The sequence below is a fragment of the Pseudomonas sp. 32_A genome, assembly GCF_017490905.1.
GTDB classification, from domain to species: domain Bacteria; phylum Pseudomonadota; class Gammaproteobacteria; order Pseudomonadales; family Pseudomonadaceae; genus Aquipseudomonas; species Aquipseudomonas inefficax.
Genome location: NZ_JAFGYI010000044.1, coordinates 16,703 through 28,461, shown reverse-complemented (window position 1 = coordinate 28,461; position 11,759 = coordinate 16,703). Strand labels below are relative to the sequence as shown.

13 protein-coding genes are annotated in these 11,759 nt (G+C 66.0%); 3 read left to right on the top strand and 10 right to left on the bottom strand.

The genetic code is table 11. From position 1 onward, the window contains the following. Window positions 1-49: 49 nt before the first annotated feature. The 9 genes from madM to mdcA all read right to left on the bottom strand — a co-directional run bounded on the left by madM (window position 50) and on the right by mdcA (window position 7,643). Complete coding sequence (gene madM, locus J5M58_RS21800) at window positions 50-814, bottom strand: malonate transporter subunit MadM (RefSeq protein ID WP_024087229.1); 765 nt, start codon at window positions 812-814, stop codon at window positions 50-52. 2 nt (window positions 815-816) lie between these two features. Next, window positions 817-1,239: a malonate transporter subunit MadL gene (gene madL, locus J5M58_RS21795; protein ID WP_003258591.1), complete on the bottom strand. Its 423-nt coding sequence runs from the start codon at window positions 1,237-1,239 to the stop codon at window positions 817-819. 203 nt (window positions 1,240-1,442) lie between these two features. After that, on the bottom strand, window positions 1,443-2,363 hold the full coding sequence (mdcH, locus tag J5M58_RS21790; protein ID WP_207879567.1) for a malonate decarboxylase subunit epsilon: 921 nt from the start codon (window positions 2,361-2,363) through the stop codon (window positions 1,443-1,445). Beyond that, window positions 2,360-2,974: a malonate decarboxylase holo-ACP synthase gene (locus J5M58_RS21785; RefSeq protein ID WP_207879565.1), complete on the bottom strand. Its 615-nt coding sequence runs from the start codon at window positions 2,972-2,974 to the stop codon at window positions 2,360-2,362. Before J5M58_RS21785 ends, mdcH begins: the two co-directional genes overlap by 4 nt. A 1-nt stretch (window position 2,975) precedes the next feature. Next, the gene (gene mdcE, locus J5M58_RS21780; protein WP_207879563.1) at window positions 2,976-3,767 is read right to left on the bottom strand and encodes a biotin-independent malonate decarboxylase subunit gamma; all 792 of its coding nucleotides are present in this window, start codon (window positions 3,765-3,767) and stop codon (window positions 2,976-2,978) included. Beyond that, window positions 3,764-4,612, bottom strand: a complete 849-nt coding sequence (locus J5M58_RS21775) for a biotin-independent malonate decarboxylase subunit beta (protein ID WP_025339385.1) — start codon at window positions 4,610-4,612, stop codon at window positions 3,764-3,766. The genes mdcE and J5M58_RS21775 overlap by 4 nt, the downstream gene beginning before the upstream one ends. Further along, the gene (locus J5M58_RS21770) at window positions 4,605-4,904 is read right to left on the bottom strand and encodes a malonate decarboxylase subunit delta (RefSeq protein ID WP_112254048.1); all 300 of its coding nucleotides are present in this window, start codon (window positions 4,902-4,904) and stop codon (window positions 4,605-4,607) included. The genes J5M58_RS21775 and J5M58_RS21770 overlap by 8 nt, the downstream gene beginning before the upstream one ends. Window position 4,905: 1 nt before the next feature. Beyond that, on the bottom strand, window positions 4,906-5,769 hold the full coding sequence (locus J5M58_RS21765; protein WP_112254062.1) for a triphosphoribosyl-dephospho-CoA synthase: 864 nt from the start codon (window positions 5,767-5,769) through the stop codon (window positions 4,906-4,908). Between the two features lie 212 nt (window positions 5,770-5,981). Beyond that, window positions 5,982-7,643 (bottom strand): malonate decarboxylase subunit alpha, encoded by a 1,662-nt coding sequence (gene mdcA, locus J5M58_RS21760; protein ID WP_207879561.1) that lies wholly within the window; start codon window positions 7,641-7,643, stop codon window positions 5,982-5,984. Between the two features lie 393 nt (window positions 7,644-8,036). Here mdcA and J5M58_RS21755 point away from each other — a divergent pair, with 393 nt between their 5' ends. Then, a complete protein-coding gene (locus J5M58_RS21755) occupies window positions 8,037-9,107 on the top strand; it encodes an enoyl-CoA hydratase/isomerase family protein (RefSeq protein ID WP_112254050.1) in 1,071 nt (356 codons plus the stop codon). Between the two features lie 16 nt (window positions 9,108-9,123). Then, on the top strand, window positions 9,124-10,275 hold the full coding sequence (locus tag J5M58_RS21750) for an acyl-CoA dehydrogenase family protein (protein WP_003258582.1): 1,152 nt from the start codon (window positions 9,124-9,126) through the stop codon (window positions 10,273-10,275). 166 nt (window positions 10,276-10,441) lie between these two features. On the opposite strand, the gene J5M58_RS21745 is transcribed toward J5M58_RS21750, so the two are convergent. Further along, window positions 10,442-11,374 carry a LysR family transcriptional regulator gene (locus J5M58_RS21745; RefSeq protein WP_112254052.1) on the bottom strand — a complete coding sequence of 311 codons (933 nt, stop codon included), beginning with the start codon at window positions 11,372-11,374 and terminating at the stop codon, window positions 10,442-10,444. 124 nt (window positions 11,375-11,498) lie between these two features. Between J5M58_RS21745 and J5M58_RS21740 the strand changes: the two genes are divergently transcribed. Then, a complete protein-coding gene (locus J5M58_RS21740; RefSeq protein WP_112254053.1) occupies window positions 11,499-11,759 on the top strand; it encodes a DUF2790 domain-containing protein in 261 nt (86 codons plus the stop codon).

Here is an 11,759-nt window from a genome sequence, read left to right as displayed (position 1 = left end):
GACACAAGGCCGCTCCTACAAGGGGTCTGCGCAGTCCAGCAGATTGTTGTCAACCGACCAGGGCGCGTACGCAGAAGTACAGGATCGACGGGCCCATCAGGCAACCCAACCCGGTATGGAAGGTGGCTGTCAGCGCCCCGTACGGCACCAGCCGCCGGTCGGTCGCCGCCAGCCCGGCCGTCACCCCCGACACGGTCCCCGCCAACCCGCCGAACACCATCGCCGAACGTGGGTTGTCCAGCGCCAGCAGGCGCGCCGATACCGGGGTGAACACCATCACCAGGATCGCCTTGATCAGCCCGGTGGCAATCGACAGCGCCATCACATCCGAGCTGGCCCCCAGCGCCGCCCCGGTCACCGGCCCGACGATATAGGTCACCGCACCCGCACCGATGGTGGTCATGCTCACCGCATCACGGTAACCGAAGGCGTAGGCCACCGCAGCGCCGACAATGAACGGCAGCACCGTGCCAAGCAGCAGCGCCACTGCACCGATCATCCCGGCCCTGCGCGCCTCGGTGGCCTGCACCTCGAAGGCGGTGGCGACAATCGCGAAGTCGCGCAGCATGGCCCCGCCCATCAGGCCGATGCCGGAAAACAGCGCCATGTCGGCCAGGCCTTTCTGGCCACCGGTAATGGTGCCACCGACCCAAGCCAGCACCAGGCCGATGACGATGGCGATGGCCGAGCCGTGCACGCGGCCGAAGGTCAGGTACTTCGACAGCACCACCGACAACCACATGATCGCGCCCACCACCGCGAAGGCGGTGATCAAACCGTTATGTTCCAGGGCATTGTCAATGATCGGCCACATGATCAACGCCCTCCTGCAGGGGCAGCCTGCACATTGCTTTCGGGGCCGGCCTCCACTGCCGGCAAGGGTTCGCCGCGGTGGCTGCGGCTGATCAGGGCAATGGTCGCACCGCACACCAGTACCGCACCCACTGCCGCCAGCAACGCCACCGGCCCGCCGTGCAGGGCGGTGACCACGTTCTGCTGGGCAGCCATGGCCACCACCACCGGGATGTACATGGCGCCCCAGAAGCCCACGCCGAACTCGCATTCCTTGCTCATGCCGCCGTTGCGGTGCATGTACAGGCGTGCGCAGATCAGCAGGATCATGGCGATGCCGACCCCGCCCACGTTGGATTTGACGCCCAGCAGCACGCCCAGGAAGTCGCCGACGATGACGCCGGCAAGCGTGCAGACCGCCAGCAGTGCCACACCATAGATGATCATTGTTGTTGTCCTCAGGTAGTGTCGAAGTTGCTTGTTGTTGTTCTTCGTAAACACACTTTGTGCAGCTTTCGCCCCCATGGAACTGAACTCTGTGGGAGCGGCTTTAGCCGCGAACACCGGCGCAGCCGGTGCCATGCACCGCGTTGAGTTCTTCGCGGCTAAAGCCGCTCCCACAGGGATCACCATCCGCCGCGGTGTTGCCATCATCGTTCGTCGGCCACCTCCTGGCGCAGCAGCGCATCCAGGGTATCCCAACGTGTGCCTTCAACAGCAACCACCCTGCCCTGTTCGAACACCGGCCGGGCCAGCCCGCTGAGTACGTTGCCGGGCGGCAGTTCCAGGTGCAGGCGCACGCCACGCTCATAGGCGTTGCGCAACGTGGCACGCCAGTCGACCACCCGCGCCATGTTGCCGGCCAGGTCGTCGCGCAGACGCTGTGGGTCGAAAACCGGCCGTGCGCTGCTGCCGCTGAGGTAGGTGATTCGCGGTCGCTGCAGCTCGACCGTGGCGAAGGCACTGGCCAGTTCCGCCGCCGGGCCATCCAGCAACGGGCAATGCGACGGCACGCTGATCGCCAGGCGCCGGGCCACACCCTGGCCAAGGCGGCGTGCCCTGGCGGCAACCGCAGCCATCGCGGAATCGCTACCGGCGATGACAATCTGGTTGTCGCTGTTGAGGTTGGCGACATACACCTCACCGTCCGTATCGTTCAACAAGCGTTCGACACTGGCCAGGTCCAGCCCGCTGAGTGCGGTCATGCCATAGCCTTGCGGATAGGCGCGCTGCATCAGTTCGCCACGCAGGGCAACCAGGCGCACGGCATCGGCAAAGCCCAGGGCGCCCGCCGTGACCGCCGCCGGATAGGCGCCAATCGACAAGCCCGCTACGTAATCCGGGGCGGGGCTGCGTTGCATCAGCCAGCGCGCCCAGGCCACGCCAGCCAGCAACAGACACAGCTGCACGGCACGGGTCGTCTGCAGGGCTTGCTGGCTGTCCAGCGCCAGGGCCTGCTGGCCAAGGGTGTCACTGGCCTCTTCCAGCAATTGCCCAGCACCCTCAGGCAGGCGCTGCAGCATGCCCACCTGCTGGGCGCCCTGGCCGGGGAAAGCGAACAGGCTGCTCATGCCGCACGCTCCATCGCTGCCCATGGGTCACTGACCAGGCGTGGGCCATGGGCCGACTTGAGCAGCACGCGGCGGGCGAAGCCGGCCCACTCACGCAGGGCGACCGCACCCGCGGGGGTTTCCAGCTGCAGGTCGATACGACAAGGCGCGCAATCGAGGATATCCAGCAGCTCACGCGCCCGCGCCCGCGCCAGCGGTTTTGGTGTGCGCAACAGCAAGTCCAGGTCGCTGTCGGCGTGTACCACCTCAATGCCAGTGGCGATCTGGTACCCCACCCCACCTGTCGGCCCCCACGCCATCCCGCTGGCATCCAGTACCGGGGTGACCGAGGCCAGGGCCTGCAATGCAGGCCAAGGGCTTTCAGCTTGCCAGCGCAGCGTTTCGGGGCCTTGCTGACACTGGATATCGGCCAGCCGCATCAGTACACCCGACCGCTGCGCCCTGCCCTGGCCACGCAGCCCCACCGCCACCCAGGCGTCCGCACAGGTGGCACGGCGCACCACCACCGGCTGGCCGCTCAGCAGTACATCCTGCGCCCACCGCGGGGCATCGGCAGGCAGGTCCGATACGGGCATGCCCCAGAGCAGGTCGTGCGGCCTTGGCACGTTCATCTCAAGCACCCTGCCACTGGCGGCGCAGCTGTTCGCGCACCTGGCGCGAGGCGCTGCGGTTTTCGCCCGCCAGCCGCGACGACAGGTCGCTCGAGCTGCCGATGTCGCGCACCGCATCAGCCAGGCAGGCACGTACCTGGGCGATGTCGGCACTGCTCGGCATCTCGGCGTTGTCCACCGTCAGGCGACGCCACAGCAGACCCAGCGAGGCGTAGCTGGCCAGGTCGTAGGCCATTGGCGGCACCTCGGCGGCCAGGGCTTCCAGTTGCTCGACGCTGCGCAGGGTGATGCGTGCCGCCGCCGCCTTGCCCATGGCGTGCACCATGACCCCGGCATCGTCCAGGGCGATCAGGCGCTGGGCCTGGTAACCGTGGGCCAGGAAGGCACCAGACATGGCCTTGCCGACCAGCAGGCCGATCACCGGGTGCCCGGCCAGCCGCGCCTGGGCATAGGCCTGCACCGCAGCGGCCAAAGCCTGGTGAATCCCCAATGCCTCCTCACGGCGGCCATAGGCCTGGCTGGGCACGTCGATCACCGCGACGATGGCGCGCTTCTGACCGTGGCGGTCAGCCTCGACCGCTTCGCTCACGGCCTTGGCCAGGCCCCAGCCTTCCAGCAGGCCGACTTCGCCAGAGCGCGCCCGGGGGAACGGGTTGTCGGCGTCCGGCACCACGGCGATGAAACGCGCCAGGCGGTTGTCCAGTTCGCCATCGATTACCCGCAACGACGCGGGGTAGCCGGGCAAGGCTTGCCCGCCGGCCAGGCCCGGCAGCCAGTTCAAGGCACGGTTCATTTGGCTTCTCCTTGGTAAAGGTCACGCACGGCAGCGGCATCCAGTTGCGGGCAGCCATCGCCCAGCCGGGCCAGGCGTTCGAGGAACCAGGCGTGTTGACCGGCGCGATCCCTTGAAGGCTCGTCGAGCAATTGCAGCAAGCGTTCGCGCAACGCCTCGATGTCATCGGCCACATAGGCATCGACCAGGCCGCTGGCGTGGCGCTGCTCGCCGCCGGTCAAGCTCCAGATGAAGGGGCGGTCCTTGGCGTCGTATTCACCGATGCCCGCTTCCTGCTCGATCACCTGCGGGCCGTTGAGGCCCAGGCGGGCTTCGCGGGTGACCAGCAAGTGGCTGCACAGGCCGGCGGCGATGGACATGCCGCCGAAACAGCCGACCGAACCTGCGACCAGGCCGACCACCGGCTGCCAGGCGCGCAGCTCGACAATCGCCGCCTGTATTTCGGCAATCGCCGCCAGGCCCAGGTTGGCTTCCTGCAGGCGTACACCGCCGGTTTCCAGCAGCAGCACGGCGCAGGTGGGGATGCCGTTGCGGTTGTCTTCAATGGCCAGTTCCAGCGCACCGGCGATCTTGGCCCCCCCCACCTCGCCCATGCTGCCGCCCTGGAAGCCGCCTTCGATGGCGGCAACCACAGCGTTGCGCCCGTTCAGCAGGCCCTTGGCGATGACCACGCCATCATCGGCCTGGGGCACGATGCCCTGGCGCGGTAGCCAGGGTGACATCAGCCGGTCGAACGGCCCCAGCAGTTCACGGAAGCTGCCCGGGTCGAGCACGGCGCGGGCGCGCTGGCGGGCACCCAGTTCGACAAAGCTGCGGCTGTGCAGCAGGCGTGCGATATCAGTCATGGGCGATCTCCTCGAAGCCTTGCTCCAGACGCAGGCGCACCACGCCTGGGGTGGCGCCGAAATCATGAATGTCGATATTCATGGCCGGCCAGCTGCGGCCCTCGAACAGGCGCTGGAACAGCTGCGCCCAGCGGGCAGCGCTGCCGTTGACCGAAGTCACTACCTGGATTTGCAAGCTGCCGGCGGTGCCAGGCTCGATCAGCACCTCAAGGTCGCCGGAGCTGACACAGCCCACCAGCGTGCGGCCACGCCCAGGTGCAGCGGCGGGGAATTGAAAGGTCAGGGTTTCCATGTCACAGGCTCCCGGCTTTGTCGAGGAACAGGCAGGCGGCCAGCAGATCGGCGGCGCCGCCCGGTGAGGCATTCAGGTGCAGCAGATGCTGATCCAGCCGGCGCAGCTGCCGGCGCCCGGCCAGCGTGGCGCTGCCGCCGTCGCTCAGCACGCTACGGGCGCCGTGCTGGACGGCAGCCAGCCCGGTCGGGCCGCTGCGCCAGAGCACGCAGGTATCGTTGAGCACGGCCATGATCGCCAGCAGCGCGTCGAGCCGGGCGTGCGGCTCGCTGGCTCCAGCGGCGCGGCTGCGCTGCAGTTGCGGCAGGCCGTGAGCGATAACCGCTGGGAAACCTTGTTGCGCCTGCTCACGGGCACCGCCAGTGCCATAGCGGCGGCATACTTGCAGGCCGTGGCTGTCTTGCGGGGGCATGGCCGGGTCATCAAGCAGTGCGATGCGCCCGGCGCGGGCGGCCAATGTGGTGGCTTGCGCCTGGGGGGCGAGGGCCTTGGATGCTACCAGCAGGCCGAGGGCCCAGATTGCGCCGCGGTGAGTGTTGACCCCGCCGGTGGCGGCCAGCATCGCCGCCTCGCCTTCGCGGCCGAGCTGCCCCAGTGTGGCACGCAGGAGGGGGCTGATTGCGCCGATGGTCTGGGCGGCTTCGGCCATCTGCCGCAGACATGGCCACAAGGCCAGGGCCGAGGCGTGCATCAGGGCCAGAGACATGTCGGGATGGGCGCCGTTGCCACGTCGGTCGACCAGGCCGGGTTTGGGGGACAGGTCGGCTTCGTCGATCAACGCTTCCACGGCTAGGTCGGCCAGGTGGTCGGCCAGGGGTAATTCGGTTGCCTGTGCTGGCCTCTTCGCGGGTAAACCCGCTCCCACAGGGACCGCGTCTGGTCTGGGCTCGGCGTCAGACCTCTTCGCGGGTAAACCCGCTCCCACAGGGACCGCGCCTGGTTTGGGCTCGGCGTCAGGCCTCTTCGCGGGCATGCCCGCTCCCACAGGGATGGTGCAAATGTCGAGTGCATCACTTTTCCTGTGGGAGCGGGCGTGCCCGCGAAGAAGCTCATGCGGTTGCAAGTCGAGTGCTTTCATCACCAGCTCCTGAACCGTGCAGGCGGGTTGTAGAGGCCGCCGGACCATTCGACCAGGTCGGCGATGCTGCGCGCAGCCAGCAATTCGCGGCTGGCGTCGGTGCGGCGGATGCCGAGGTCCTCGGGCAAGGCGACCAGGCCTTGCTGGCGCAGGCGCAAGGTGTCCCTGGGGTCGTGCCGCAGGCCGATGGCGGTAACCCCGGCCACGGCGGCGATCATCTGCTGGCGTTCTTCCAGGCTGCGGGCTTTGTACAGGTAGGCAATGCCCTCCTCGGTCAGCAGGTGAGTGACGTCGTCGCCATAGATCATCACCGGCGCCAGCGGCATGCCGGCTTTCCTGGCCACCTCCACGGCATCGAGGGTTTCCACGAAGGTGGGCTTGCCGCCTTCCTGGTAGGTCTCGACCATCTGCACCACCAGCTTGCGACCGCGCTCGAGCAGGGTTTCCGGCACGGTCATGTCCAGCCAGGCCGGGGTCGCGTGGCGCCGGCCACGGGGGTCGTGGCCCATGTTCGGCGCTCCACCGAAGCCAGCCAGGCGGCCGCGGGTCACGGTCGAGGAATGACCATCGCCATCCACCTGCAGGGTGGCGCCGATGAACAGGTCGACGGCGTACTGCCCGGCCAGCTGGCACATCATGCGGTTGGAACGCAGTGAACCGTCACGGCCGGTGAAGAACACGTCTGGGCGCTGGGCGATGTAGTCTTCCATGCCCAGCTCGGTGCCGAAGCAGTGCACGCTTTCCACCCAGCCAGTCTCTATGGCCGGGATCAGCGTCGGGTGCGGGTTGAGTGTCCAGTTGCGGCAGATCTTGCCCTTCAGGCCCAGCGACTCGCCATAGGTAGGCAGGATCAGCTCGATGGCGGCGGTGTTGAAGCCTATGCCATGGTTCAGCGACTGCACCTGGTGCTTTTCGTAGATGCCGCGAATGGCCATCATCGCCATCAGCACGTGCACCGGCTTGATATGGCGCGGGTCGCGGGTGAACAGCGGCTCTATATAGAAAGGCTGGTCGGCAACCACCACGAAATCGACCCAGGATGCCGGGATATCGACCCTTGGCAAGTCATCAACGCGGTCCACCAGCTGGTTGACCTGGGCGATGACGATGCCGTCGCTGAAAGCGGCCGGCTCCACCAGCGCCGGGGTGTCTTCGGTGCTGGGGCCGGTGTAGAGGTTGCCGTCGCGGTCGGCCATGAACCCTGCCACCAGGGTGACGTTGGGAATCAGGTCGACCAGCAGCCGCGAGTACAGCTCGATGTAGGTGTGGATGGCACCGACTTCGAGCAGGCCGTCTTCCAGCAGCTGGCCAATGCGCAGGCTCTGCGGGCCGGCGAAGGAGAAGTCGAGCTTGCGGGCGATACCACGTTCGAACAGGTCCAGGTGCTCGGCGCGGCTGACGCTGGGCATGATCATGTGCAGGTCGTGCAGGCGCCCAGGGTCGACCTTGGCCAGCGCGCGCGAGAGGAAGTCGGCCTGCTTCTGGTTGTTGCCTTCGAGCACTACCCGGTCGCCGGGCGCCAGCAGCAGTTCCAGGGCTTCAACGATACGCTCGGTGGGCAGCACCACGCCGTCGGCGAGGTGACGGACCCGGTCAAGGCGACGCTGCTTTTCGGCGCGCCGCCGCGACCATTGCGGCGGTGGATTCTTGGTTGTTGTCATGGTGACTCCACGGGTTCGCTGTCGTGGAGTCACCTTAGGGCTGGGGTGGTTGCGCATCAATCAAGCTCAGGCACTGATCGTTACGGTCAGGGTAACGATTCAGCATATGCGCTTTCGCTCATGGCCCTATCGCCGGCAAACCAGCTCCCACAGGCACAGCGCAGGCCTTGAAAGTTGTGCGGTACCTGTGGGAGCTGGCTTGCCGGCGATAGGGCCAGCCCGGCCAACCTGAAACCTTGCTAGAGTGGCGTTATCGCCACACAAGACAAAAATGCAGAATCCCCCTGCAGATTTGTCGATTGTGCAAGGCAAATTCGCATGACAGGATCCTGCGATCCTCCAGCGAACTCCAGACTTCACTTGGAAAATCAATAACAAAGCAGGGAGAACGCAATGACTGCGCACGCTCATATCTCGGCAACCGACCATGTGCTGGCCGAGGTCCGCAACCAGATCGGCCATCTGACCCTGAACCGCCCCGCCGGCCTCAATGCCCTGACTCTGGACATGGTCCGCAGCCTGCGCCAGCACCTCGACCTGTGGGCCGAAGACCCCCACGTACATGCCGTGGTGCTGCGTGGCGAGGGCCCCAAGGGTTTCTGCGCCGGTGGTGATATCCGCTCGCTGCACGACAGCTTCAAGGCCGGCGAAACGCTGCATGAAACCTTCTTCGTCGAGGAGTACGCCCTTGACCTCGCTATCCACCGCTACCGCAAGCCGATACTGGTGCTGATGGATGGCTTCACCCTCGGTGGCGGCATGGGCCTGGCCCAGGGCTGCGACCTGCGCGTGGTTACCGAACGCAGCCGCCTGGGCATGCCCGAAGTGGGCATCGGCTACTTCCCGGATGTGGGTGGCAGCTACTTCCTGTCGCGCATCCCTGGCGAGCTGGGCATCTACCTGGGCGTCAGCGGCACCCAGATCCACGCCGCCGATGCGCTGTACTGCGGCCTGGCCGACTGGTACCTGGCCAGCGACCAGCTGGCAGCCCTCGACCAGGGCCTGGACCAGCTGCGCTTTGGCGACCACCCACTCAAGGACCTGCAGAACCTGCTGGCCAGGCTCGGCACCCAGGTGCTCGACAATGCGCCACTGGAAAAACTGCGCCCGGTCATCGACCACTACTTCGCCCTGCCCGACGTGCCCGCCATTGTCGAGCAACTGCGTGCGGTAAGCATTGGCGACAGCCACGCCTGGGCCGTGGCCACCGCCGACCAGCTGGAAAGCCGTTCGCCGCTGGCCATGGCGGTTACTCTGGAAATGCTGCGCCGTGGTCGCCAGCTGGGCCTTGACGACTGCTTTGCCATGGAGCTGCACCTGGACCGCCAGTGGTTCCAGCACGGCGACATCATCGAAGGCGTGCGCGCGCTAATCATCGACAAGGACAAGCAGCCACGCTGGAACCCGCCGACCCTGGCCGCACTGCAACGCCAGCGGGTCGACCAATTCTTCGAAGGCCTGTGAGCCCGGGAGTACACAGATGCAAGACCTGGAACTGAGCGAAGAACAGATCATGATCCGCGACATGGCACGGGACTTTGCCCGTGGCGAGATCGCCCCGCATGCCCAGGCCTGGGAAAAGGCCGGCTGGATCGACGATGGCGTGGTGCGCAAGATGGGCGAACTGGGCCTGCTGGGCATGGTGGTGCCGGAAGACTTCGGCGGCAGCTACACCGACTACGTCGCCTACGCCCTGGCGGTGGAAGAGATCGCCGCCGGTTGCGGCGCCACCGGAGCCATGATGAGCATCCACAACTCGGTGGGCTGCGGCCCGCTGCTGGCCTACGGCACGGCCGAACAGCAACAGCAGTGGCTGCCACGCCTGGCCACCGGTGAGGTGATCGGCTGCTTCTGCCTGACCGAGCCACAGGCCGGTTCCGAGGCGCACAACCTGCGCACCCGCGCCGAGCTGGTGGATGGTCAGTGGGTAATCAACGGCGCCAAGCAGTTTGTCAGCAACGCTCGCCGCGCCGGCCTGGCCATTGTCTTCGCGGTGACCGACCCGGAACTGGGCAAAAAGGGCCTGTCAGCGTTCCTGGTGCCCACCGACAACCCGGGCTTCAAGGTCGATCGCAGCGAGCACAAGATGGGCATCCGCGCCTCCGACACCTGCGCGGTCACCTTCGACAACTGCCGCATCCCGGCCGCCAACATCCTCGGTGAGCGTGGCAAGGGCCTGGCCATCGCCCTGTCCAACCTCGAGGGCGGCCGTATCGGCATTGCTGCCCAGGCGCTGGGTATCGCTCGCGCCGCGTTCGAGGCAGCGTTGGCCTACTCGCGTGATCGGGTGCAGTTCGGCAAGCCGATCAACGAGCACCAGAGCATCGCCAACCTGCTGGCCGACATGCAGGTGCAGGTCAATGCCGCTCGCCTGCTGATCCTGCATGCCGCACGCCTGCGCAGCGCCGGCAAGCCATGCCTGTCGGAGGCTTCACAGGCCAAGCTGTTCGCCTCGGAAATGGCCGAGCGGGTATGTTCAATGGCAATCCAGGTGCACGGCGGGTATGGCTACCTGGAGGATTACCCGGTAGAGCGCTATTACCGCGATGCGCGGATCACGCAGATCTATGAAGGGTCGAGCGAGATCCAGCGGATGCTGATTGCGCGGGAGTTGAAGCACTATCCGTTGTAATCAGCTGGAATATTGGGGCCGCTGTGCGGCCCATCGCCGGCAAGCCAGCTCCCACAGGTACTGCGCCGCTCTCAGAGCACTTGATGAACCTGTGGGAGCTGGCTTGCCGGCGATAGGGCCAGTAAAGGCAGTGCAAGAAGTTGCCTCAAAAAAGCAGATCAGTCCTTCAACGCCAATACCGCGAATCATCCACCACCCTGGCATGCCCCTCGAACAGCGCCGGCAGCTGCTCCTTGAGGTAGTCGATCCAGGTGCGCACCTTGGCATCCAGGTAATGCCGTGACGGGTAGATCGCATACAGCGCGCTTTCGCGCAGGCGATACGGCGCCAGCAACCGGCACAACCGCCCTTGCTCGATCGCCTGGCTGGCGGTATAGAACGGCAGCAGTCCAATGCCCATGCCCAGCTCGCTGGCTACCAGCATGGCATCGGCGACGTTGGTGGAAAAACTGTCGTTCGGCGTGATCACACACTGGTCCACCCCTTGCGGGAACACCCAGTCACCTTCGTACACCGGATAAGCCATGCGCAGGCAACGGTGCTGGTGCAGGTCTTCCGGGCGCTCTGGCACGCCGTGGGCCACCAGGTAGCTCGGCGCCGCGCAGGGGATACTGAAGATGTTGCCCAGCGGCACGGCGATCAGCTGCGAATCCGGCAACGCCCCGTCCACGGTAATCACCACGTCATGCCCTTCGGCCAGCGGGTCGGGGTTGCGCTGGGACAAGGTCAGCTCGATCAACACCTCCGGGCACAATGCGTTGTAGCCCGCCACCAGCGGCATCAGCAACAGGCCCAGCCCGTGCGGGCAATGCAGGCGCAGGCGGCCGCGGGGCGTGAGGTGCGCGCCACGGGCCTCACCCACCGCCTCTTCGGTCAGCAACATGATCTGCCGCGAGCGCTCGAGAAACCGCTCGCCCGCCTCGCTCATGCGCAAACGCCGCGTGGTGCGGTGCAGCAGGCGAGTCTGCAGCTGGTTTTCCAGCTCGGCAACGATGCGCGAAACCTGCGCCGCGGAAATGTCCAGGGCATTGGCGGCCGCAGCGAAGCTGCCACATTCCACCACACGGGCAAAGGTACGCATGGCATGCAGCATGTCCATGAAGGTGTGCTCCTTGTTTGGTCTTATTCTTGCGTTACAGGCAGGAATCTATCACGGGTTAGCCCATTTATTGTGGATGACCAATGAATGGATCATTAGCCATACATTGAAAAAGGAGCCTGCCATGAAACGTTCGATCGCTGTCCTTGCCGTTGCCGCTGCTCTCGCGTCGTTCGGTGCCCTTGCCGACAGCGCCAGCAACCAGCCGGTCAGCAGCAACTACGAATACGGCATGCCGCTGGATGTGGCCAAGGTCATCTCCATCACCCCGGCCAGCAACGCCGCCGACTGCCAGGTTGGCACCGCGCACATGGTGTATGTCGACCACCAGGGCCAGAAGCACGAAATCGACTACCGGGAAATGGGCAACTGCTCGCAGCAGTGA